General features: G+C 42.7%; 16 protein-coding genes and 2 pseudogenes. 11 read left to right on the forward strand and 7 right to left on the reverse strand.

Going from position 1 to position 24,992, the window contains the following annotated elements:
- The first annotated feature begins 8 nt into the window (after positions 1-8).
- From BZG23_RS11380 to BZG23_RS11420, 9 genes are all read left to right on the forward strand, one after another.
- A complete protein-coding gene (locus tag BZG23_RS11380; RefSeq protein WP_077607000.1) occupies positions 9-3,170 on the forward strand; it encodes a glycosyltransferase in 3,162 nt (1,053 codons plus the stop codon).
- Positions 3,171-3,812: 642 nt separating this feature from the next.
- Positions 3,813-4,595, forward strand: coding sequence for an NAD-dependent epimerase/dehydratase family protein (locus BZG23_RS11385; protein ID WP_077607001.1), 783 nt, complete (start codon positions 3,813-3,815; stop codon positions 4,593-4,595).
- On the forward strand, positions 4,592-5,410 hold the full coding sequence (locus BZG23_RS11390; protein ID WP_074212354.1) for a sugar phosphate isomerase/epimerase family protein: 819 nt from the start codon (positions 4,592-4,594) through the stop codon (positions 5,408-5,410). Before BZG23_RS11385 ends, BZG23_RS11390 begins: the two co-directional genes overlap by 4 nt.
- A 3-nt stretch (positions 5,411-5,413) precedes the next feature.
- Positions 5,414-5,764 carry a DMT family transporter gene (locus BZG23_RS11395; RefSeq protein ID WP_074212355.1) on the forward strand — a complete coding sequence of 117 codons (351 nt, stop codon included), beginning with the start codon at positions 5,414-5,416 and terminating at the stop codon, positions 5,762-5,764.
- Between the two features lies 1 nt (position 5,765).
- Positions 5,766-6,887 (forward strand): FAD-dependent oxidoreductase, encoded by a 1,122-nt coding sequence (locus BZG23_RS11400; RefSeq protein WP_077607002.1) that lies wholly within the window; start codon positions 5,766-5,768, stop codon positions 6,885-6,887.
- Positions 6,884-7,891 (forward strand): glycosyltransferase, encoded by a 1,008-nt coding sequence (locus BZG23_RS11405; RefSeq protein ID WP_077607003.1) that lies wholly within the window; start codon positions 6,884-6,886, stop codon positions 7,889-7,891. The genes BZG23_RS11400 and BZG23_RS11405 overlap by 4 nt, the downstream gene beginning before the upstream one ends.
- Positions 7,891-8,673, forward strand: coding sequence for a glycosyltransferase family 2 protein (locus BZG23_RS11410; RefSeq protein WP_077607004.1), 783 nt, complete (start codon positions 7,891-7,893; stop codon positions 8,671-8,673). The genes BZG23_RS11405 and BZG23_RS11410 overlap by 1 nt, the downstream gene beginning before the upstream one ends.
- A gap of 213 nt (positions 8,674-8,886) precedes the next feature.
- Positions 8,887-11,484, forward strand: coding sequence for a hypothetical protein (locus BZG23_RS11415; protein ID WP_077607005.1), 2,598 nt, complete (start codon positions 8,887-8,889; stop codon positions 11,482-11,484).
- 411 nt (positions 11,485-11,895) lie between these two features.
- On the forward strand, positions 11,896-13,557 hold the full coding sequence (locus BZG23_RS11420; RefSeq protein WP_198532150.1) for a methyl-accepting chemotaxis protein: 1,662 nt from the start codon (positions 11,896-11,898) through the stop codon (positions 13,555-13,557).
- 79 nt (positions 13,558-13,636) lie between these two features.
- On the opposite strand, the gene BZG23_RS11425 is transcribed toward BZG23_RS11420, so the two are convergent.
- Positions 13,637-14,191 carry an outer membrane beta-barrel protein gene (locus BZG23_RS11425; RefSeq protein WP_158011379.1) on the reverse strand — a complete coding sequence of 185 codons (555 nt, stop codon included), beginning with the start codon at positions 14,189-14,191 and terminating at the stop codon, positions 13,637-13,639.
- A 272-nt stretch (positions 14,192-14,463) separates the two neighbouring features.
- Here BZG23_RS11425 and BZG23_RS11430 point away from each other — a divergent pair, with 272 nt between their 5' ends.
- Positions 14,464-16,140, forward strand: a complete 1,677-nt coding sequence (locus BZG23_RS11430; RefSeq protein ID WP_077607008.1) for an Hsp70 family protein — start codon at positions 14,464-14,466, stop codon at positions 16,138-16,140.
- Between the two features lies 1 nt (position 16,141).
- Here BZG23_RS11430 and BZG23_RS11435 read toward each other — a convergent pair whose 3' ends face one another.
- The 6 genes and pseudogenes from BZG23_RS11435 to BZG23_RS16935 form a co-directional block, all read right to left on the reverse strand.
- Complete coding sequence (locus BZG23_RS11435) at positions 16,142-18,907, reverse strand: J domain-containing protein (protein WP_077607009.1); 2,766 nt, start codon at positions 18,905-18,907, stop codon at positions 16,142-16,144.
- Positions 18,894-19,649, reverse strand: coding sequence for a DUF1266 domain-containing protein (locus BZG23_RS11440; protein WP_077607010.1), 756 nt, complete (start codon positions 19,647-19,649; stop codon positions 18,894-18,896). Before BZG23_RS11440 ends, BZG23_RS11435 begins: the two co-directional genes overlap by 14 nt.
- A gap of 114 nt (positions 19,650-19,763) precedes the next feature.
- Positions 19,764-20,381: a GGDEF domain-containing protein gene (locus BZG23_RS11445; RefSeq protein WP_074212367.1), complete on the reverse strand. Its 618-nt coding sequence runs from the start codon at positions 20,379-20,381 to the stop codon at positions 19,764-19,766.
- Positions 20,382-21,023: 642 nt separating this feature from the next.
- Positions 21,024-22,232, reverse strand: coding sequence for a mannose-6-phosphate isomerase, class I (gene manA, locus BZG23_RS11450; protein ID WP_077607011.1), 1,209 nt, complete (start codon positions 22,230-22,232; stop codon positions 21,024-21,026).
- Between the two features lie 99 nt (positions 22,233-22,331).
- Positions 22,332-23,765, reverse strand: a pseudogene (locus BZG23_RS11455) (PTS fructose transporter subunit IIC); the annotation flags it as partial.
- Positions 23,766-23,830: 65 nt separating this feature from the next.
- Positions 23,831-24,242, reverse strand: a pseudogene (locus BZG23_RS16935) (PTS sugar transporter subunit IIA); the annotation flags it as partial.
- A 249-nt stretch (positions 24,243-24,491) separates the two neighbouring features.
- Here BZG23_RS16935 and BZG23_RS11460 point away from each other — a divergent pair.
- Positions 24,492-24,833 carry a hypothetical protein gene (locus BZG23_RS11460; RefSeq protein WP_077607013.1) on the forward strand — a complete coding sequence of 114 codons (342 nt, stop codon included), beginning with the start codon at positions 24,492-24,494 and terminating at the stop codon, positions 24,831-24,833.
- The last annotated feature ends 159 nt before the right edge of the window (positions 24,834-24,992 follow it).

Here is a 24,992-nt window from a genome sequence, read left to right on the forward strand (position 1 = left end):
CATTTATCATGACCATTAACCCCGCGGTTCAATCTTCAAGTACAAACGAAACCAACACATCACATCACACCAATCCCCAAGTTGTTGTGGTATTGGGCATGCACCGTAGCGGCACCAGTGCCTTAACCAAAGCGTTAGAGGTTTTAGGTGTGTCGCTCAGTGAAAACCTGATGCCAGAAGGGGAGTTTAACCCCAAAGGCCACTGGGAAGATTTAGACATTGTCGCCATTAACGACAAACTGCTAGCCTATTATGGTTGTGTGTGGTTTAGCCCCTATCAGCCTGAACTTGACTTAGATGATCCTTTTGTTGATGCGCTGATTGACGAAGCGGTGGCCTTATTGCTGACCCGGATTGAAACCTTGGGCTACTACGGCTTTAAAGATCCGCGTACCTCGCGTTTATTGGCCTTTTGGCAAGCCGTGTTTGCGCGCGCAGCCGTCAGTCCCAAATATGTGTATGCACTGCGGAATCCACTTGACATTGTTAAATCGCTCCAAAAACGCGACCAATTTGCTGAGTTACATGGCTATTTACTCTGGGCACATCACACCTTTGATAACCTTACCCTGTTAAGTGATCAGCCGGTTTACTGGGTGCCGTTTGAAGCCTTATTGCAGTCTCCACGTAAGGTCATGGCCGAATTAACCAAATTTATTGCCTTGCCGCCGGCCCCCGAGAAAGCGCTTGAGGCGTTTTGCCAAGACTATATTGACCCCACGCTGTGCCATAGCGCCTCGACCCTCACTGATCTTTATCGCGCAGAGCACGCCGCCCCTTGGGTAATAGCATTGTTTAAATGTGTGCAACGGTTAAGCGCGTCGCAGGAAAACCCCAGCATGCTTACCCAAGATCCTGAGTTTCAATCCTTAGCCGCCAGCTACCCCGCGGCATGCCAGCACAGCCAAAACCAACTGTTTGACACCGTCAGCCGAGCTTATTACGAGCAACTGGCGCAAATCCACCATCTAAAACTCAGTGTCACGCAGCATCAAGACGATGCCCGCAACCGTCAAGCAGAACTGCAAAACGGCATTCATGAACTGCGCGCCGCATTAGATGAGCAAACGGCCGCCGTGGCTGAACGTGATGCCGATTTAAGTGCCATACAGCAACAGCTTAGCCAAGCTCAGCGTCAGCAACGTGACGCGGAACAAACGATTCACGCGGTGCAAGCAGAGCTGGCCCTGGCCCAACAACACAGCCAGGCCATAGAGCAAGCCATGGCGGAGATCCGTCACTCAACCTCATGGCGTTTAACGGCACCGATACGCGGCGTGGGGAGCGCGATACGTCAGCCTAAGCAGTGGCTTAGCTGGCTGACCGCGAAAGCCCGTTTAGTCAACCAATTGCGCCAACAACACGGTGGCACAACGAATCTACTTAAACGGGCCTGGACCTTGTATCGTACTCAGGGCATTGATCAATTAATTGCTGGCACAAAATACCAATTAGCCACCCACGAATACGGTCACTGGTTAGCCCATTATGGCACCCCGAGCGCCGAGGCTCAGCAAGCGATCACGGCACGGGTGGACAGTTTTGAATACCGTCCACACATTTCTGTGTTAATGCCGGTGTATAACCCAGATGTGAGCCATTTAGAGCAAGCCATTGCCTCGGTACAAGCGCAACTGTATCCGCATTGGGAGCTTTGCATTGCCGATGACTGCTCGACCAATCCAGAGGTAAGCGAGGTGCTGCAAGCCTATGCGCAACAAGATGCGCGTATCAAAGTGGTACATCGTCAGCAAAATGGCCATATTTCGGCGGCGAGCAACAGTGCACTGGCTATCGCAAGTGGGGACTTTGTCGCGCTGATGGATCAAGACGATACACTCGCGATTGATGCGTTGTACTGGGTCGCTGAAACGATTCTCGCTAACCCAGATGTGGCATTAATCTATAGCGATGAAGACAAGCTAACCGCTGATGGAAATACGCGCTATGACCCTAACTTTAAGCCGCAATGGAATCCTGAGCTTATTCGTTCCATGAATTGTGTGTCGCACTTGGGCGTGTATCGTAAAGCGATCGCAGACGAGATCGGCGGTTTTCGCGAGGGCTTTGAAGGCGCCCAAGACTGGGACTTTGTCTTGCGATTTTCTGAGCAGGTCAATCGCGATCAAATCATTCATATTCCACGTATTCTCTATCACTGGCGTGCTATTGAGGGCAGCACAGCCACTGGTGGCGATGAAAAACCTTATGCCTTGCTCGCAGGCATCAAAGCCGTTGAGGAGCACCTTGCGCGTCAAAGCGTTGAAGCGACGGTTGAGCAACACCCTGAACGTGATTACGCACGGGTACGTTACCATCTGCCAACACCCTGTCCTTTGGTCAGCCTGGTGATCCCAACCCGGAATGGGTTAGAGGTACTGAAGGTGTGTATTGATTCTATTTTAGAAAAAACCACCTACCCGAACTACGACATTATTATTGTTGATAACGGATCGGATTGTCAGCACACGTTAAGCTATCTCGCAGACTTACAAGCCCAGCACAGCAATGTACGCGTGTTGCGTGACGATAGCCCGTTTAACTACTCGGCGCTCAATAATAAAGCGGTGGCCGAAGCCAAGGGCGAGCTGGTTGCCCTAGTGAACAACGATGTGGAAGTGATCACGCCAGAGTGGCTCACCGAGCTGGTGAGCCATGCGATTCAGCCGAACGTCGGTGCCGTTGGCGCGCGCTTATGGTACCCCGATAACACTTTGCAACATGGCGGGGTGATCATGGTGGGTGGTGTTGCAGGTCATGCCCATAAACACTTGCCGAAAGGTCAGCCAGGCTATGCCTGCCGTGCTATTGTCGCGCAAAACTATTCGGCGGTAACCGCGGCATGCCTTGTGGTACGTAAATCCCTATTTGAGCAAGTAGGGGGCTTAAACGAGGATGATTTAACCGTCGCGTTTAACGACATCGACTTTTGCCTAAAGCTAAAGCATGCTGGCTATGACAACGTGTGGACGCCCTTTGCCGAGCTCTATCACTACGAGTCAAAAACCCGTGGCTTTGAAGACACTCCGGAAAAACAAGCGCGTTTCAATAAAGAAGTGACGTATATGCAGGCCAAATGGCAGGATATTTTGCTCAATGACCCTTGTTATAACCCCAATTTAACCATGGCCCGAGAGGATTTTTCTCTCGCCGAAGAACCAAGGGTATAGCGTATAGCACTGCATCGACTGAGCGCCTGGCGACAGAGGTGCTCAGTCGATCGGCCTTAGGGGGGATATCCCCCAGGATACTATGGGCGGCGATGACGCTGGCTCCTGCCTAATTTTGTTATATTACTCCCACTTATTTTGTGTATATAACAAGTCAGCCAGCCTTATTATTGATACACTTCACCCTTCAAACCTGGAGGGATGGCAATGGAAAAAATATTAAAACGTTACAGGTTCGAGGCGACGGTTCTAACCGCGATGTTGATCGTCTCGTTGTGGTTGATTTTTGGAGGATAACCCGCTTTCATCCACCTATGCCAGAATCCACTCGATTTTGCCGCCCTATATCGCGTACAATCACGATGTTTTCGGGGGATTATCATTGAGTCACCATGAGCTTTTCTAACGTCAGCATCATTTTTCTGTGTGTACTTGGCATTTATACTGGTCATATCTTATTCAAGCGGGCCTCGTCGTATTTTTCAACCGTTTTAAGCGGGTCTTCCATCCTTGACTTTGTCTTTAATAACGACTTGTGCGGCGCCTTGTTGACTGAGACCGTTCGACTTAACGCTGATTCCATATAGAACGTAGATTTGGCATGGCGACATGACAATTTTATTTACGAGCAAAGGATTCATTATGGCAAACGAAACGCGCGCTTTAATTGGCTACACAGGGTTTGTTGGACAGACACTCATCAAACAAACAGCATTCACAGACTTTTACCGTTCGACAAATATCAGTGACATCAAGGGTAGACGTTTTGATACTATCGTTTGCTCCGGCGCACCTGCAGTAAAATGGCTAGCAAATAAAGAACCAGAGAAAGACAGCCAATCCATTGATTTGCTCATCGATTGCTTGAAAGACGTCAGGTGTAAAAAGTTCGTGCTGATCAGTACCGTAGATGTTTTTGGCGATGCGAATGGCGTCGATGAAAATACCCAGGTTGAAACCCAAGATCTACATCCATATGGTTTAAATCGTTATCGGCTAGAAAACTATGTAAGAGACAACTTTGATGACTACTTGATAATAAGGCTACCAGGCTTAGTTGGACCGGACTTAAAAAAGAATGTTGTTTACGACTTCTTAAATAACAACAACCTTGATGCGATTGACAGCCGCGGTGTTTTCCAGTTTTATCCAATGGTTAACCTTTGGAGTGATATTAAAGCCGCCCTCAACGCCAACTTGCGTCTCGTTCATCTCACTTCTGAACCTATCTCAGTCAAAGAAGTCGCCCAAGAAGCGTTTAATCTGACATTTGATAATGAAGTCTTATCTCAACCTGCTAAATATGATTTTCAGACCCGTTATGGCGATATTTATCTATCGAAAGGGAATTATCAATACACTAAGAAAGAAGTGTTGCTGGCTATCCGAGCTTACGCGCAATCTGAGAAGGTAACTAAATCATGACCAAAATATCAATATCAAACATCGCGTGGCAAGTTCAGCATGATGCCCAAGTGAGAGACTTGCTGTCCAAGTATGATGTGTCATATGTCGATCTTGCGCCCTCAAAATATGTTGATACTAAGCGTCCTCTCAATATGTCAGACGTACAGCGAGTAAAAGACTTTTGGTTATCGAGCGGTATATGTCCGCTAGGGATGCAGTCGCTATTGTTTGGAACCGAAGGCTTAAACGTGTTCGGTGATACCGCGACGCAAGATCGGATGCTTTCACATTTGGATCGTATTTGTGCTATTGGCGATGCGCTAGGTGCTCGTTTACTCGTCTTTGGCTCTCCCAGAAACAGAGATTGCTCTGGTTTAGAGAAAAAAGACATTCACGACACTGCAGTCAGTTTCTTTAGACGGCTAGGAGATATAGCGAGAAAGCACGATGTGACTGTATGCTTAGAGCCTAATCCCACGCGTTACAATGCAAATTTTATGACAACGAGCACTGAAACCGCCAATGTTGTCCAGGCGGTCAATCACGAGAATATTAAGATGCAATTAGACACGGGTGCTATGTGTATCAATAGTGAAGATCAGGCGTCAACGTTAGAAAGAGTAAAGGATTATATCGGCCATATACACATAAGCGAACCTGACTTAGTCCCGGTTTGTCAAAATAATGACTATCAAGAGCGCCTTGCCCCCTTGATTAAAAAGCATTTTCCCAATATGCCTATCACGATTGAAATGTTAACCAAAAAGAGCGATTTGGTGCTAGATGATATAGAGGAAAGCATCCGTTACGTTACCGAACTCTATCAAGGTTAAACTATGAAATGGTTGATTTTAATTCTGGGGGTCACTTCAAATGCCTCGGCGAGTGCGTTGATTAAACTAGCCGTATCACCCCCGTTGCGCAAGTTAAGTCTCAATGATCCTTTGTCGATACTGACCAATTTACCTTTACTCGCCGGGGTTGCTTTATATGGCTTAGCGTTTGTTTTATACGCAGTGGCCCTACATTATCTTCCTTTAAATATTGCACATCCAATATTAACGAGTGGGTCCATTGCTTTAGTTTCATTGATATCTGTAGTGGCATTCGGAGAAAAACTAGCTTTATCCAGTATGCTGGGGATCGGACTTATACTAATAGGCGTTGTCGTTCTGACAATGAAGTAAGATGGAAAGAAACGTAGATATTGCAATCATTGGCGGAGGCTTCTTCGGTTTATACATCTCAGAGTTTTTTGCCAAGTTAGGGAAGTCAGTGGCTGTTATTGAAAAAGACAGTGACTTGATGCAAAGAGCGTCTTACGTGAACCAAGCGCGCGTTCATAATGGTTACCACTATCCTAGGAGTATTCTAACGGCACTGAGATCACGTATATCTTTCCCCCGGTTTGTAGACGAATTCGAAGATTGTATAGATAGTGACTTTGATAAGTACTATATGATTTCTAATCAACTAGGAAAAGTAACGCCACATCAGTTTCAAAAATTTTGTGAAAGAATTGGCGCACCTTGTGATCCCGCCCCAAATCATATTAGAGCGTTAACTAACCCAAACCTTATTCAAGGCGTCTTTAAAACGAAAGAGTTTGTATTTAACTCGCAAACACTAAAAGAGAAAATGCAATATAGGTTAAAAGATAAAAGTGTTGATATATTATTAAATCATGAAGCTAAGTCTATTAAATATTGCAACGATGAATCTAGAATTAATCTCACATTAGAGAGCGATGGCGAACAATCTCACTTGTCAGCAAAGCAAGTGTTCAACTGCACATACGCGATGTTAAATTCTGTGCTGCGCAACTCTGAGCTTTCCGTTATCCCACTTCGACACGAAATGACGGAAATGTGTATTGTTGATGTGCCCGATGAAATTAAAGATATTGCTATTACGGTAATGTGTGGCCCTTTCTTTTCTACTATGCCGTTCCCCTCTAAAAACGCCTATTCCTTTAGTCATGTCCGTTATACGCCTCATTATGAATGGAATGATAAAGACGATTCGTATATTAATGCTTATGATCATTTTGCTAGAGTGAAAAAAGAAACGGCTTGGCGTAAAATGCAGTTAGATGCGCAAAGATACATCCCGATACTCAGCGAGCTAAAATACAAAGAATCTCTTTGGGAGGTAAAAACCATTCTTCCAAGGAGCGATACTGATGATTCTAGGCCGATTTTATTTAAAGAAAATTACTTGATGCCCGGCTTACATTGTGTTCTGGGCGGAAAAATAGACAATGTATATGATGCGATTCAAAAAATAATAGAACTTGGATTAGACAAATGACCAAAAGTGAATTATTTGTATCTGTTGTTCTTGTAGCAGATAACTGCGTAGAAAAATTAAGAAAATTGGTAGAAGACGTTTCTCCATATTTGAATAAAAGCTATTCGGACTATGAAATTGTAGTAATAGACCAAAAGTCTAGCGATACGACGGAACAGGAAATGGAAAGACTCCTGTCTGTCTATCAATCTATTCGATACATAAGACTTGCTCAAAAAGTTGCAAGTGACGTAGCCTTGGCCGCTGGCATCGAGAACGCGATTGGTGATTTTGTCGTCGTGCTCAATGTCGATACGGACAGCAAAGAGATAATTACTGAATTTGTAGAAAGAGGAAGGATGGGGACCGATATCGTAATCGGGACTTCAAAAAAAATAACATCTGCATCTTACCGTTATCTAAGGTTTTTAAGTAACCGTCTGATTAAATCTATCGGTTATACGTTGCCAAGTAATTCGACGGGGTCTTTTTGTTTAAGTCGCCGCGCAGTAAATGCCATTACTGAATCAGGGCGATTTTATTGTAAGCTCCATATGAGAATGGCGAATACCGGATACTCTATTGGTGCACTAAATTACGATATTCCTAAAGAGAAAGTAACAAAAAGAACGGTGACACAAGGTATCGCTGAGACATTCCATCATATGGTTTTTAACTCGACGAAACCTCTTAGATGGATGAGCTCATTAGGTATTATGGGAAGTGCATTAGCATTAGTGTTCTCACTCTATTCATTACTTGTGAATTTGTTTAATGACCAAGTGGCTGAAGGTTGGACGACAATTGTTGTATTTATGTCGCTTTTATTTATGCTTTTATTTACCATGTTATCTTTCTTTGGTGAATATTTGGCTCGTTTGCTAGACGATAGAAGTGATCACAAGGAGTACAACATCGTATTTGAGAAGAATAGCTCAGTGATGATTAATGAAAATAGACAGAATGTCATTGATGACTCTATTCAAACAAACACTAACTTATCTCAAACGGGAAGAGATAAATAATGATTAAGCCTAAGTATTATGAAGTGCCAAATTATGAAGTTCTATTTAGTACAGAGAAACTTCACGATTACTGTGTTGCAGTGTTTGTTATTAATGAAGGTGAGAAGCTTCATAAACAACTTGATAGAATGAGTAAACTGAGTCTTAATGCGGACATTGTTATATCTGATGGTGGTAGTACAGACGGTTCTACTGCAGAGCAAGCTTTGAAAGCAAAAGGTGTCAATACGTTACTCGTTAAACAAGAAGCAGGTAAACTCGGCACACAGATGCGAATTGCATTCTCTTGGGCGATGGAGCGTGGTTATAAAGGGGTTGTTGTTATTGATGGTAACAATAAAGACAGTGTTGAGAATATTGACGACTTTATCGATTGTTTGGAAAAAGGATATGATCATGTTCAAGGATCGCGATTTATCCCGGGTGGAAAGGCAATCAATACGCCAATATCTAGGCTCGCCGGGTTAAAGCTCTTGCATGCACCTTTGATAAGGTGGACGTCTGGCTTTAACTATACAGATACGACGAATGGATTTAGAGCGTATAGTCGAAAATTACTTCTTGCAGACAATATGGCTGTGTTTAGAGATGTTTTTAAGAGCTATGAGTATCATTATTATTTAGCAATTAACGCGGCTAAAAATGGGTATAAATGCGTTGAAATCCCGGTTATGAGAGCTTATCCGAAAGGAAAAGTACCCACTAAAATATCTCCCTTAAAAGGGAATTTATCGGTGATTAAAACCCTTGTAGATACGTGTATGGGGAAGTTCGATGTATAAGCTATTTAACGTCATGCGCGAGTATGTAATCGCATCAAGGTACTAACTTTGATGATTATATCGTGGTTCAGAAGCTCAATCCCGTGATTGCGGCGCAAACAGTCGTTTGTCTGTTTCACAAACCCTGGCGCTGATTAGCCACTTGACTGCATGTATTGATTTATTGCCTGTAGCACAAAGGCAATAAGTAGTAATTATCTTGAAGGTTAGTAAATGAAGACTAATAAAGACAATGTTTCGTTTAGCATAATAGCTTTTGTTCTAGCGCTTGGTCTCGCCATTTTTTATCATGTTTTAGCATCTGATAACACTTCATTTGATTATGATTATTTCGTATATGGCGATCTTATCGGCTCTAATTTCAACAAAAAATCCGACCTTAATTTTATCTATCTTTTCGTTGTGGCATTTGTTTTTTTTCAAGTCCTATTTTATAAGTCCAGCATTACGTTAGAAAAAACAAAAAATTTTGGTTCATCACTTTATACTACTTACTGCGTGGGAAACAATAAGCTTTGCAACTCTCTTTTTAGTCTGTTTTTTATATTGCTGGGTGTTTATTTTTCCGTTGATTTGCTGTTTAGATTAATATCGTTCATTGAGCCATACAGCCAATATAAAAGGATTTTTTATCTCGTTTTCCTAGTGTTTGTCATATTCTCTGGCAGGTTTCGAGTGCTATTCTCACAAGTTTTGCTTGGTTTTGCACCGTTACTTTACATTAATACGGAATATGAATATAACTCTGAACTGGTTTCCTTTGTGTTGCCGTCTTTTTTTCAAGCTATATTGTATTTCATCGCTGCGCTTTCAATTGTTTTTTCAGTGATTGAGTATAGGAAAAACAAGTCAACATATGTTTATGTATCTTCTTTGATTTTTGTTTCAGTGTTGTTGTCAGGGCATCTAAACTATATATATTTAAATGATGAATATCATAATGGAGAATTGTTTACTGCTTTTCATCAATTATATGATATAGGGTCAAAAGCTTATTCTGAGTATATACCTACTAAGGGGTTTATGCATATAATGATAGGGTACATTAACCAGGTTATCTTTAATGGGTCCTATATAACCTTGTATCCCTCTATTTTTATATCTACTTTCTTGTTAGCAGTGTTAATTATCTCTTTACTAAAAGCGTTTTATAGTAATGTTAGTGTATTAATTATCTTGTTGGCTGGTCTGCCGCTTATTGGCTATAATGCCCTTATCATTCCGTCTTTACTAATTATTTCGAGAGTTATCAAAAGTGGCTACTTAATTCCTACGATGTTGGCGTGTAGTTGGATTTTTTTCCTTTATTTTCTTTATTATAATGCATTTGCTGTTGTCTTTGCGGTATCTGTAATTCCCGCTTTAATTTATTCACTTAAATACCTTGAAATAGGAAGTGTTCGAGATAGAACCAATCTTTTAAGTTTGCTTTCTATATTACTATTAGTGATTGTTTGTATCGCAAACTACTCATACATATATGAGTCAATTAAATATATATTGACCAATGCGTCGACTAATATGCTTTACTGGGGGAATTCTGGTTCACTTTCTAATCTAGTTAAGGCTAACTTCTGGATTATTGCATTTTCCGTTATATTCTCAATATTCTTATTTAACAGAAAAGCTTTTACTAAAGAGAAGCTACTATGGCTATCCTACTTGTTAATCTCTCCAGTGTTAATGGTGAGCTATCTTGTTGCAAGAGCTGACGGGAACTTCCCCCGTGCGTATAAATTCAGTGTTTTTTATTTGATAGTTGCACTTGCCTTTGTGCTTCTCTATCTAAAAGGAAAGAAACGATTTTTTGTAGCAACGGTGCTATTCCTTAGCATATGTATGCTAGACCGTCACAATACGTATAATATTCACAATGATCTCCGAGGCTTTGCAACTAAGGTAATTCCATCCAGCATGACCTTGTCTGATGATAACCTAATCCCAAAACTTGGTAAGGGCTTTATAGGGAAAGAGCGTCTAGATGACTTAACGTCAGAATTCGAGTTGGTCAAATACCTACATGAAGATGAAAGTTTTCTGATTGTAGATTCTTATACGGTGCAAAGCGCTCGCTATTCATTGTATGATCTTCGTATACCTACAAAATCACATTCGATATTAAATATACCCAGTATTCGAGCCCAAAAGATAGAACTAGAGCAAGTGTCTTCTCGAAACCTTAAGCTAGTGAGATTGAGTGATGGTCTGTTACGCTATCATTTATTCCATAAATATCTATTGTCATTAGAAGGGTTTTCTGCGTTTACATATAATGAGAGAGTATACTTAATCAGTGAAGACTATGCTGAACGCTTACCGAGCTCATTGAATTTGAAGCCAGTGGGTGATTTACGTGAAACCTTGTCTGTTAGCGAGTTTTCTTCGCTACCATACAAATGGGGCAGAGCCCTTTCAAATGAGAAAGATCTACTAGACGCACTTAAGGTTTCCTATGGTTTGTATGGTGTTAATAACTACTCTATCCAATCAGGTAAAAGGTTAGGCAACGACCCTTATGCCATCTTTAAGCTAAATGAGTTGATTTCTGGACAAGAAGTTGATCTGTTAAATGTAAATCTATCTGGCAAGTTTGACAATTTATGCAGAGCACAGATTTTTTGGTCCAACGATAAAGACTTTTCTGAAGCCAGAAGTGTTAGATTTACTTTTTCTAAAGGGAAAAACCTTATCCCTATCCACATGAATAGCGCATGGACGTCGAGTAAAACAAGATTTTTGAGATTGGATTTTGATTCGTGTGATAATAAATCGATTGTTGTTGACAGTTTTGATTTTTATAAATATCGCTAAATGGCGTTCTCAGGTGCCTGCACACGAGTGATTATGACAATGAATGTTTAGCATTGGGTTGTATCAATGCTAGATGTTCATAAGTCCAGTTTCGATTTAAGTGGTTAATAGATTCCTTACTGTCTACTCTACATCACTAAGATAGATATTATAGGCAGTTAGCTCTGATACGTATAAAAGCACCAGAACAGGACACACGACACCATGGTTAAGCAAAGCCGAACGATCTGACTGTTAGAAACAGCAGATATCACATTGCCAATAAATATACGATTTCCACCTTGGTCACATCTTCCAACATTACTCTTACTTTTTCTATGTTCAAAACGTCCAAACGCATTCTTTCATGCCTTAAAAAGTAGTAATCTTTGTTTACAAATATGAACGGTAAGGCTGTAAATAATGAAGCTAATGTTTAAAACAAAGTTGTTGCTGCTGGCTATTGTGCCACTGGTGGTATCGATTTTGGTGACGAGTATTGTCACTGCATATAACGAGCAAGCACTTATTGAGAAAAACATCGCCACATTTCGGGCTAAACTAGTCAATGAGCGTAAAAATCAACTGAAAGAAGTAACGCAAGTCGCGGAAAATATGGTTGAGCGTATTAATCCTGGTAACAGTCAGGCACGTTTAGCGGAGGTGAAAACCGCACTCCGAGATGTGCAGTTTGGCGATTCAGGTTACTTTTTTATGTACGACAAAAGAGGAGTGAATGTTTTTCACCCGATGAAGCCGAGCTTAGAGGGTAAAAATCTGATTGACCTGACCGATCCTAAAGGGAACAAGGTGATTAAAGGGCTATTAGAAACGGCGCAGCGTGGCGATGGCTATTTTAACTTTATGTTTGAAAAGCCTGGCACCAATGAACTCATTGATAAAATTGGCTACGCCGTCATGGTGAATAACAATCAGTGGATGCTAGGGACGGGCGCTTATATTGATGATATTGAGCGCGAAGTCGCTACCTACCGCTTGGAAGCGGAAACAGCGCTTGAGGAGCAAGTTTGGCGCTTGACGCTGCTCGGATTAGGGACGGTAATCGTCACAGGGTTGATCGTGGGCTGGTTTGCGCAGCGCATGGGGCAGCCGGTGAATAATATGCTGGAAAAACTTAATGATATTGCCAGTGGTGAGGGCGATCTGACTCAGCGTTTGAGCATTCACGGGCATGATGAAATAGCTCAACTTGGTCATGCTTTTAATCGGTTTGTTGAAAAACTCCAGCACACGATTCAGCGGGTCGCGCAAGTTACCACGCAAGTAACGAGCACGGCCAGTGATATGGCACAACAAACTTCTGAAGTGGCGGAAAAGTTACAAATCCATGATAACGAGACCGAGCAAGTGGTGACAGCGGTGACCGAAATGAGCTCCGCCGCCCAGGAAGTCGCACAAAATACCACCCAGGTCGCGGATGCGTCCACTTCGGCCACACAAGATGCCAAAGATGCTCAAGCACAAGTGCATGACTCTATCACCGCGGTTGAGCGTCTTGTTGAACGAATGGGTCAGTCGAGTAAAGAAGTTGACCAACTCAAGGAGCAGTCGGACAAAATCACATCGGTGTTGTCGGTGATTGGTGGCATCGCGGAGCAAACCAATTTGCTGGCATTAAATGCGGCCATTGAGGCGGCGCGCGCGGGTGAGCAGGGCAGAGGCTTTGCGGTGGTGGCCGATGAGGTACGAACGCTTGCCAGCCGCACCCAAACCAGTACGCATGAGATCCGTGAGATGCTAGATGGCCTGCATGTGCATGTCGATAGTGCGGTGGAAACCATTGCAGCAAGTGATCAAGAATGTCAAACCATGGCAAAAACGTCGGCAGATATCGGTGAGCGTATTACCTCGGTAAGTGCGGCATTTTCGCAAGTGAACGATATGACATCGCAAATCGCTAGTGCTGCATCGGAGCAGACAACAGTGACGGAAGACATTCATCGCAACTTGATTTCGATACGCGATATTGTGGCTAGCCTGTTAAGCTCGAGTGAGGCTTCATCACAGGTGGCTGCAGAACTCAGTACTCTGGGACGAGATCTTGATGATTTGGTCGGACAGTTCAAGGTCTAGTGGCTCCTGACTAGTCAATAGGGCGCTATTTGTATGCGCCCTATTTGGTGTGTCTATGTTTTCGCAAAGAACTGACGACTTAGAATTTGTAAGCAAAACCTGCGGAGATAAAGTCGATGTCCGCTTTATCGATGTCATAGCGCTCGGCCTCTAAACGAAACCGGTACTTCCCAAGCTCATACATGGCACCGATACCATAGACAGGATCTTTGCCACTGTCAGAATAGCGGGCACTTCCTTCAGCAAAAGTATTAGACCAATGCGCACGTTCTGTATAGTCCCAGGCATGAAAGCCGAACTTTGCATGAAAAGACAGCTCGTTATTGATGGGCATAAAGCCAATGGCGGATAAGCTATAGGTATCGGTTTCCGCTTCGGCGTTAATGCCTGGTACCTTGCCATCAATTGTGCCAAGATCCGAATAACCAAACTCAATCGCTGCATTCTTGTAACGATAGCCCGTATAAAGTTTGTAGGCAAAGGCGGTCTCATCAATATTGGCGCCTTGTGATTGGTATTGATTAAGGACATCCCAATCGACTGACGATTGCCCGGCTTGAATGCCAATATAAACATCTTCTACTGGCTTCGGTCTGGGATGGTCTTCTGTATTAGCTAAAGCGTAGGGGGTCATTACGCAATATGCTACAAAAGATAATGTAAAAAATGAACGCATATCAACTTCTCCTTCGATTATCAGGAAATGCTATATGGCTGAGAGAAAAAATCAATAATAGTTTTAAGTATCTGTGAGTTTGAACGGCGACGAACATTAATTGATAAAATTAACTATAAATGAAATTACTCATTGAGATAATCTGGGCATTGTACAGTGATTTCATCTTTTAATTTTGGACTTGGAAAGGGTAGTATGTCGATATCTATCATTTCAATGAAAAAGCTTAAATGAAGAAGTATGCAATTGGTATCGATTTAGGAACGACGCATAGTAGTATTGCGGTGTGGCAAGGGGAGAAACCTATACTAATTCCTAATGCTTTAGGTGAGTATTTAACGCCTTCCGTTGTCAGCTATGATGATGGGCATATCTTAGTGGGTAAAGCGGCTTACTACCGAAAATACACTCACCCTAGAAACACAGTAAGTGTATTCAAAAGAGCGATTGGCAGTGGCAAAGAGTACAGACTAGCGGATAAGAATTTTAACGCGAGAGAGTTGTGTTCTATCGTTTTATCTTCGCTAAAAAAAGATGCAGAGAACTATTTAGACGAAGAAATAACAGAAGTGGTCGTGTCAGTACCTGCCTACTTTAATGATCAGCAGAGGAAAGAAGTCGGCTTGGCAGCTACCATGGTAGGGTTGAACGCTGTGCGTTTAATAAATGAGCCTACGGCTGCTGCGTTGGCGTATAATGTTGAGCAGAAAAAAGATGGTCAGTACCTTGTTTTTGATCTGGGAGGCGGCACTTTTGATGTCAGTATCGTAGAGTATACGGCTGGTATTATTGAAGTTCATGCCTCTTCTGGCAACAATCGCCTGGGGGGAGAAGACTTTACTGAGGATTTAGTTGACATTGTTTTAGAGCGGACAGGAGGTGAGCGGGAAACAACAACACTCAGAGAGATGCAAGCAATTTACAGCGCTTGTGAAGAAGCAAAAAAAAATTATCGTAAATCGATGTTTATTGAATATGGCTTTACGARTCAGCATGGGCAATATGAAGAGGGAATATTCTTCTCTGAAGTAGAGCTAGATACTATTTGGCGCAATAGCCTGAAGAAGCTAAAACAGCCACTCGAACAATCTCTCAGCGATGCTAATGTGAATGTGAGAGATATTGATGATGTAATTTTTGTTGGCGGTGCTAGTCGGCTTTCACATGTGCAAAAAATGGCAACACGCTTGTTAAGTAGATTTGGCCGTCATGATTTAGATCCCGAGACGGTGGTATGTATAGGCGCAACAATACAAGCAGCTTATCGACTTCGGCACAAAGCGATTGAAGATCTTGTTATCACTGATGTTTGTCCATACAGCTTAGGTGTTGCGGCTGAAGTGAATGGCCAGTCGGGAGTTTTCAGTCCCGTTTTAGAGCGGAATACTATAGTTCCCGCCTCCCGTGTTCAGCGATATTGCACAAAATACGACACTGATAGCGAAATCGTAATCTCTATTTTTCAGGGGGAATCTTTCTGGGCTAAAGATAATATTCACATCGAAGATATTTCAATTGATGTCTCCACCTGTGCCGCCAATCATCCGATTGATGTACGCTTTAGTTATGATGTTAATGGTTTACTTGATGTTAATATAGATGTTGTAGACAAACCTCAACAAGTGGAGAAAACAATAGATACGAGTCCCACAGGGATCGGTGAAGAAGAAATCAAAGAAAGTCGAGAAAAGTTAAAAGCACTTAAAATTCACCCGAGAGAAAAAATACCCAATATTGTTTTATTAAATAGGTTACATAAACTTTATGAAGAAACGCTTGGTCAAGCAAGAAAGTCTATTGAGATGTTGATTATCTCCTTTGAAGAGGCATTGAGTACACAAGATTCTAGACATATCGATAAAGCTCGCCAACATATTAGTGAAATGTTGGCGGAGCAATATGAATAGATTATATATAGTCTGAAAAGCTTATTGARCCACTCTTTTTAAGTGAATAGGGCCAGCCCTTAGCTGTTATGGATGGTCCTTCTTTGACTGAAGCTAGCAGATAAGTTAACCAAAGCGGAGTACATACCCAGTAGGCGCCTGTTGCGATGAAAACGATAAACCAAAAACCGATCCATTTACCAAGCATCTTTCTGTTTTTATTGACAACACTCGTACCAACGATTAACCGAATAAGCAGCAAGTTTAGCAACATACAGAAGCCAAATATAGGACTTACCACAATAGTATTAGCACTCATGAATGGTTTAATTATACTATCATAAATTCCAACATCGCCTGATGATGCAAAGAAAGAAAAAACAATCACCATAAGGGCTTGAAAACGTAGTGTTTTGTTACCCGGCCATTTGAATTTTCGGGGCTTTACATCTCTATTTTTTTGTAACTCCTGATTTAGTTTTTTCTCTGCGTAGTGTGAAAAAAGTGAGAATATAAACTTGTTATTTTTATGGGTGTTTTTGTTTATCTTTTCCAACTGTGTAGTATTAAACCCGATTTCATCAGCGCTTGTCTCCATAAAACAGAGTAGATAACTCATACCATATGCATAGTCTAAGTATTGGTTGTCCTGTTCGACAGACTTTTTGGATGTTCTATGCAGTTGAATATCATCGCAAACTTGAATAATCTCTGGTTTGCTTCCGTAAATTAAAACATGTAAAACACCTAATAACGATGAGGCTTCATCGAACTTTGGCATATTAGCCAATTCTTGTTTGAGGATACGATTAATCTCGATATAATTTTTATTGTCTCTCGTTATGATATCAACCATCTTATATATGATGGCTGCTTCAAATATATTTCGAGATATGATATTGTGGTGACAAGCTTGAATTAGCTGCCTAGTCGATCTTTCGTCAGAGATGTATTTAAAGTCATTCTCAAGAAAGCTGGTATTGTACGAGCGTGTATACTGGTGGTAAATTTCTCGTTGGCAAAGTACGTCCGCTGAAGAATCACGCAATACTCGTTCGGCTAAATCCATATCGTTGCTGAACGCTATGTCATAAATCATACCTAGAGGTGATTGTCTTATCGGTGAAGCGAATTTAGACATGACCTCTCGAATGTTTTTAAAATAGCGCTTAGGGAATGATTGATAAAAAAGATAAAATTCTGCCCACTTGGTTTTATCCTTATTATCTGTTGTCTGTATTTTCCCAGAAAGCTTTTCTTCAAAAATTTCTTGTTGAGCGATCGCGTCGAAATAGTCACTTTTATCTGAAAGAAAAAGCTTCGTATCTTCTCTATCTAATAACAAATCAAGCAACTTTTTAGGTAGAACAGGATGTCTAGTAAGTGCTCCTTCCCATTCACTGCTTGTGGGAGCTGATATATCCTCTTGACTTATTTCACTATAAGTGAGCCACTCGGCTGAGTAGTAGTGGGTTCTTAGTAATGAGAAAATATTATGGGTGGGAATACATTCAAGCTCTTTTTCAGCTAGGTCTAAAAGAAGTGTTGAAAGAAAACTCCAACGATAGCTCTCTATTTCTCTAGAGCGCAAGCTAGTGACAACCTTTTCAAGGCCGTGCCAAGCACCGTAGTTGATATGCCACCATAGAGAAGCTAGATGGTCCTGCTCCGTAACCCGATCAAATATAATATCGACTTTAGGCACAAACCCTTCATCTGCTATTTGGTCCCATAACATATCTATCGTAGGATTGGTCGGGATGAGATTATAAATTGGATAAGCTAGAGACAACGCGTATTGCTGATTAATCCAACCGTTTTTCCTTTGAATCGCTATAGCCCATAACGTAAAGGTAGGATCAGTGTTATGATAAAAGAGCTGTAAAAGGTTAATAACTAACTTTTTGTTGTCTTTTAATGAGGCCAGTTTTTCTATCGTGATTAAAAAGTATTTTTCATTTTTCAAATAAATACAATGCTCTGCAAGAAGCATAAGTCGATCAGTATTTAGTGACTTTTCTTGTAAGGCTTTAGAGATCAACCACACATGGGTATCAATAGAGAAGGCGACATGGTTATAGTTTAATGCTTTGATACTTCTGAGTAGCCAGTAAACAATATTGAAATTATCAAATTGAGTCACTGTGTCTTTATGAATAATATAGTTGAGAGCGTTGATGTCGGTGTTATGCAATGCAAGAGCTAATGACTGGTAGTAACTCAGCATGGCTTTTTGGGTAATACTTGGTAGGCTATAAATCGTACTAATGTCTAGCAAGTGATCGATAGAGCGCCAGTTATCAAGAAGTGATGCAAGTTGGTAATCATGACGATCACCGTTATAAAGTGCACTCCAGTTCAATAGATCCCATAATTCACTAATTACGAAAGAGGGGATCCATAATCTATCAGCGACAAACAAGCTCAGTTCCTTCGAGAGAGGAACAGATTGGTCGAGGGGTAATAATTCGATATGTGTAACCCACTTAGCCCATTCTCTTTCATAGTCTGACGAGAACCCTCTTTCGAGAAACAATTTTATATTATTAAGGGTCTCATTAAATTCGTCAATTGAAGGGTTCTGTACGGTTGAAAAACTATCATCTGTATTGCAGAGAGTTTCTTCTTTTTCCAGTAAACTAAGAGCAGTTTCGTACTTTTTTCTAAGCTCTTTAAACCCCTCAGGATTATCTTCTGGGTGGTTATCTCTAAGCTTTAATTTGTACTTCGCCTTTAATTCTTCTGGGTTTGTACTTTCATCTAAGCCAAAAAACTCAAACGGATTCATTGTATTCCTCACTTTCTATCAATGCTTTAAGCGAGTCAGGGGTCTCTATGTCAGGAAGATAAACACCATCCCAAGGCATCCAATGAATTGGATTTTCATTATCGTGGAAACTAAATTTTAACCGATTTTTTAGTCTATTGCGTAGCCCTTGGTTTAGGAATATATCACAGGTTTCTTCCTCATTGAGGTCATTTACTAGGTAGGCCCAATAGCAACTACCAAGAATCCATGAATGAGTATATTGTTGCCAAGAATTATAAAAAAACTTTGCTTTTCGAGCGATAATACTGTGGATGTAATAAAATTCGTCTTCAGATAGCCAATCTACTTTCAGTCCTTCTCTTGCGAGAAAGCATGCCCGTCCGTAATCGTAGCCACGTGTACCACCTAAACCTAATATATCGTAAGTTATTGAAACGAAATCTATCTCGGCTTTTTCGCGGCCAGGTGAAAAACCTGATGCGAAAATCGACCATTCATGAGCCGTGCTGCATGCATATTTAGCATAGAGGTGAGATAGAAAGTGTCCGTGTGTTCCCTCATAAACAAGAGAGTGTATTTGATGATAAAGAGAGGCTCTTTCTTCAATTCCCCAATCTCTTTCTAATATCTGGTAACAACACTCTTTGCTGTTTACCCAGTAAGGATCTAAATACTTTCTTTCCCCTTCAAAAATACTCGTATGAGGTGCGCCGAGAGTTAAAAGCCAATCTTTATAACTGACGTTTTCGCTTGCTCGCATTTTGCGTTACCGGTGAATGAAAACAAGACGATAACATAGCTTTTTTTTCTACATTATTGCATAGGTGACGCTACAAAAAACAAGTTTTTTGGTGCGAGGTCACATTTTATGGAGTTACTCGTATTCAGCAATGACTTTATTCTTTCCTTCTTTTTTCGCTCGGTATAGTAGTATATCTGCTTGTTCCAGAGACAATGAGCGGGGCTTTTTTATATGGTACCTCAGGCCTGCGCTCACTGTTACACGCTCAGGAGCTGATAGAAAAAATGGCGTACTTTTCTCTATCAAAGTTACAACTTCATACGCATAACGCTCTGCACTCTCGAAGTTATCAAATCGGGTTATAACCGCAAACTCCTCGCCACCTATTCTTGCGACGACCTCACCATTGGTTGACACTCTTTTCAATATCTCAGCGACATACTGGATGACAGTGTCTCCGACGCCATGCCCGTAGCTATCATTGATAGACTTAAAATTATCTATATCTAGAATGAGAAGCCCGACCTTATCAAGCCCATTGAATTCTTCCAGTAACTCTGAGAAAAAGCGCCGATTTTTCAGTCCTGTAAGGCTATCTGTAGTTGATAGCATTTGTAGTCTTTTGTTAGCTTCCTCTAAGTCTTTTGTCTTACGAGCTATCGCCACTCTTACACTTACCTTATGAACAAAGTAGGCAGCAATAATAACGAGTAGTATTAAAAGAATTAGATCTGCCGGAATGTTAGTCATAGTAGCAACTCATAGCAAGCGAATAATAGTAAGCAACGAGAAAAGAAAGTCCGTTAATTTTTGTTAAAAAAAATCAGGTGTCTATCATCTATGCAATAAAGACAGTGATCAAGAATGAGAAGCGTCTCTTTTTTGAGACATCTGTAGATATTGCTTGGCATGTTAACCGAATATGTTTACATAGGTGTTAATTAATTTGGATCTATGTATATTAATTGTTTATTAGCACTTTAGTACTAGCATTATTGATAGTATTGTAATTTAGTTAGCGGTTGGATGTCTAGTTAAACAGCAGACACAGGGGAGTATCAATTTCATTATGTGATAATGACTGGATTATGGTTTGAGTATCGTGTCTGCTGAATAAACAAAATGCTTTTATGCCATTATCAAAAGTTATTGAAAATAGCCACTTATAGGTTCGGCTTTAAGGTTTCATTACGGGTATGGCAATGACGGGGGGCAGTTTATTCAAGACTACCTAATCTTTGTTTCTCAGGCAGGGAGAGGAGCTGCCCATACCGAAGTCAACTGTGCTAAGGATAGTATTGTAGAGTCGAGAGTACGAGTACCTCGAGCAGGAGATAAATAAGGATGTAGTGGTCGGTAGCAATCATTATTGCTACCGTTTCTATTTGCTTTCTAATCTACTTGACTAAACACCCTCACTGCATCGCCTTTACAGCTCAGCGAAAATGCTTTCGTGCACGCCGGTATAAAAATAGAATTACCTTTTTCAATGGTCAGCTTGTGGTCGCCATGAGAAACAGTCAGTGGGGCATCAATGGCGAAGATGACTTCACCGCTTTGCATATGGCACTTGAGATGCTCAACCTGATTGTAATGCGTAAAGGAAAAATCAGGCACGGCGATCGGGTAATGTGCCCCCTGTTCAGTGCGTGTTGGTTTGAGTTTAATGTGAGCGGTTTCTATGGGTGCAAAGCTTGTACACGCGATGAGCTCGTCAACATCAATATGTTTGGGCGTCAGTCCGGCTCGCAGCACATTGTCGGAGTTGGCCATCACTTCTAGCCCGACACCATTGATGTATGCGTGAGGCGTACGCGCGTGTAAAAACATCGCGTCCCCCGGCGAAAGCGTCAAGACATTGAGTAATAGCGGGGCAAATAGGCCGATATCTTCTGGGTACTGTGTCGCCAGATCAATAATGGTATCGAAGGGAGCATCCGTTGCGTTGTCATCAGCCACGGCCATTAAGGCATTCACCGCCTCTGTTTTTTCGCGAGATTCAAGCGCTAATAGCTCAGCGAAAGCGCTTTGTAGCGTGTCTGCTGCGGGTGTCTCGATAAAGGCTTGGAAAACAGCATTTAGTGAGTCGCTGTTGATTTTGGTGACGTTTTCGATGATCTCTGCATGTGGACGAAATCCGTTCATTGCCTTAAAGGCAGTGAGTGCATAAATAAGCTCAGGCTTGTGGTTAGGATCTTTGTAGTTGCGGTGCGCCGCAGATAGAGGAATACCTTGTTGGTTCTCTTTTTGATAGCCGTGTTCGGCTTCTTGCTTGCTGGGATGTACTTGGATGGATAGCGCTGTGTCAGCCGCTAGAACTTTGAATAGAAAAGGCAGCTCACCAAAGCGTTGGTAAATCTCCGTGGATAAGGCGGATTGTGGATCAGATTCAATCAGTGTGTTGAGTGGCAGCCAGTCTGTACCAACTTGTATCTCGGAGCTGGCTTTAGGATGGGCGCCCATCCAGATTTCCGCTTGTGGCTGCTGATCGGGGTTGGGAATATTAAACAATCTGGGTAATGCTGTGCGGCTCCCCCATTGATAGGCTTGGATGGGGTTGCGCATTAAAAAAAAGGGTTGTGAGTGAAATGGGCTATTCATACTAGCTGTACTCTTAAACGAGAAATGTAGTCTCAAATGAAAAAAGCGGCCCCGATTGACGAGGCCGAAAATAATAACAATGATGCGGCTATAGCATACCTAGGCGGCTGATTGCAGCCACTGGGCTTTGCGCGCCTTCTTCAAGCTGACGCAAACCAATGCAGTCACCACCGCGCCGGCAACCATACAAACAAGGGCAATCACTGGTTTGTTCATCGCGCCAAGTAATGCCACTACGGGACCTCCATGCGCCACACTGTTCGTCACGCCTAAACCGAAGGCCATCACCGCAGCCACCATCGAGCCAACCATATTGGCCGGGATCACCGCGATAGGGTCTTGCGCCGCAAAGGGAATTGCGCCCTCTGAAATACCGACCAGGCCCATCGCCCCCGCCGCTTTACCGGCTTCATGTTCGGTGGCCTCAAAGATATTAAGCTTACGGCCTAATACGGTCGCCAAACTCATGCCCAGCGGGGCCACTGGAATGGCACAGGCCATTGCGCCCATAAATTGGGTTTGGCCGCTGGCAATCATCCCGACGGAGAATAAGAAAGCCACTTTATTAAATGGGCCCCCCATATCGAAGCCCGCCATGCCGCCGAGTACAATCCCCAATAAAATGTAGTTACCGGTGCTCATCGCGGTGAGCATGGCGGTGAGCGAATCCATTAGGCTGGCAATGGGGGCACCAATTACAAAGATAAATAGCGCGGCGATAAACAGCGTACCGGTAATCGGCGCAATCATAATCGGAACGAGTGGTTGGAGAAATTTATGGTAATTTATGCCACTGATCCATTTGACGAAATACCCCACAAGCAAACCAGCAATGATTGCCCCGATAAAGCCGGTTCCCGCTTCAGCGCCGTAAAAGCTGCCGGTATTCGCTATCCAGCCACCAATTAACCCTGGCGCAAGTGCAGGGCGATCCGCAATCGCATAGGCGATATAGCCGGCAAGCACTGGGATCATTAATTGGAAGGCTATTACACCCACATCCAGTACTTGTTGCCATGCACTGCCCTCAGGAATCGCCATGCCCGCTTCCGTCGGTTCACCGCCAATGGCAAGAGAAAGCGCGATTAACAACCCGCCAGTGACCACAAAGGGGATCATGTGCGAGACCCCATTCATCAGATAGCGATATAAGTTACTTCGCCAGTTTGTTGAGGTGGTCGATGGTGTGCTGTTGTTTGTATTGTGTGTTGATGTACCGCTCGCGTGGTAAGGACTTGCATTGAGAGCGGATTCGATTAAGCCTTTACCGTCTCGAATTGCTTCTTTGACGCCGACTTCGACTACTGGTTTGCCGTTGAAGCGGCTCATGTCCGTTTGTTTATCACAGGCAACGACAATGGCGTCAGCGCGCAATATATCGTCTTGGGTGGGCGCGTTTTTAACCCCAATTGAGCCGTTGGTTTCGACTTTTATTTCATAACCTAATTCGTCAGCGGCTTTCTCTAGCGCTTCAGCGGCTAGATAAGTGTGGGCGACGCCCGCAGGGCAGCCTGTTACGCCAATGATTAAGCCTTTTTTCGGCCCCGTATTGTTACTTTGTTGACTGGGTTGAGTCAGAAGTGTCATGACGTCACTGGCAGTATTGGCTGCCAGCAGTGCTTGTGTGAATCCTGGCTCGATAAGTTTGGATGAAAGGGTGGCTAGGACTTCAATATGATGATCTCCACCGTTTGTAGGAGAGGCGATCATAAAAAAGATATGCGATAACTCACCATCTTCTGCACCATAGTCGATGCCGTCTCGGCTAATACCGATTACCACGCCTGGCGTGGTCACGGCGTCACTTTTTGCGTGAGGAAGCGCGATACCAGCCTCAAACCCCGTATTACCGAGTGCTTCGCGCGCATTCACATCCGCAATAAAAGCGGCTTGATCAGTGACGCGGCCATTATTGACCAATGCTTGGCTCAGTTCCTTAAACACATCTTGTTTGCTGGTGGCGTCTAGATTGAGCAGTATTAATCGTTCGTTAATCAGTTCAGATATCATGATAGGCTCCTGCCGGTTCGTATGAACATAATGATTAGTTTGCTCCCGTCGACAGGTGGAAAATAGTGCAGAGAAATAGCATTTACTGGAAGATTGTGCCCAACCGTGTTTAGTGTGATCTTGCTCATTAGTCGGGTTCAGCGATTGTATGGGTATAATGATCGTGTTGTTGATGCGTCGTACTCACGTCGCTAGTGGAAGTTTTCCGTTTTCGGAAGCGAGCTCGAACACAATCGGATAGGGATGATAATGAAAGCCTCGACACTTACCAGCTTTTCTAACTTGCTTGCATTACTGGAATCTCCTGATGAACCCTTTGGTCGAGTTATCTTTGCTAATGATTGGCAGGAGCCTGAGCCTTTCAGTTACCAAGTCAACTTTCCGCGCCTAGAAGTTGTTGTGTCCGGTCAATACACCAATATCATCTCGACTCCGGAAGGCGTGGAAACGCATACGGTAGTTGGTGGTGAGGCGCTTTATATCGCGCCAAACTGTTGGAATAAACCTGATTGGCAGCATTCATGCTCGGTGCTGAGTTTACTATATGGCCGTCGGCAACTAGGGTTTAGTTTGGTGAATAAACGAGGGTAGTGTTCAAAAGTCTGTGTCACTCCTATAGTTAACCCTCAACAGGGAGTGATACATCAATGTCCGACAAATACGAAATTGATATTCAAGCTTTTGCTAAGGCACTGCAATCTGGACAAGACCTCAACGGGAAAGATGGACTGCTAACGCCGTTGATTAAAC

The organism is Salinivibrio sp. ML290 (genome assembly GCF_001995695.1).
Lineage (GTDB): Bacteria > Pseudomonadota > Gammaproteobacteria > Enterobacterales > Vibrionaceae > Salinivibrio > Salinivibrio siamensis.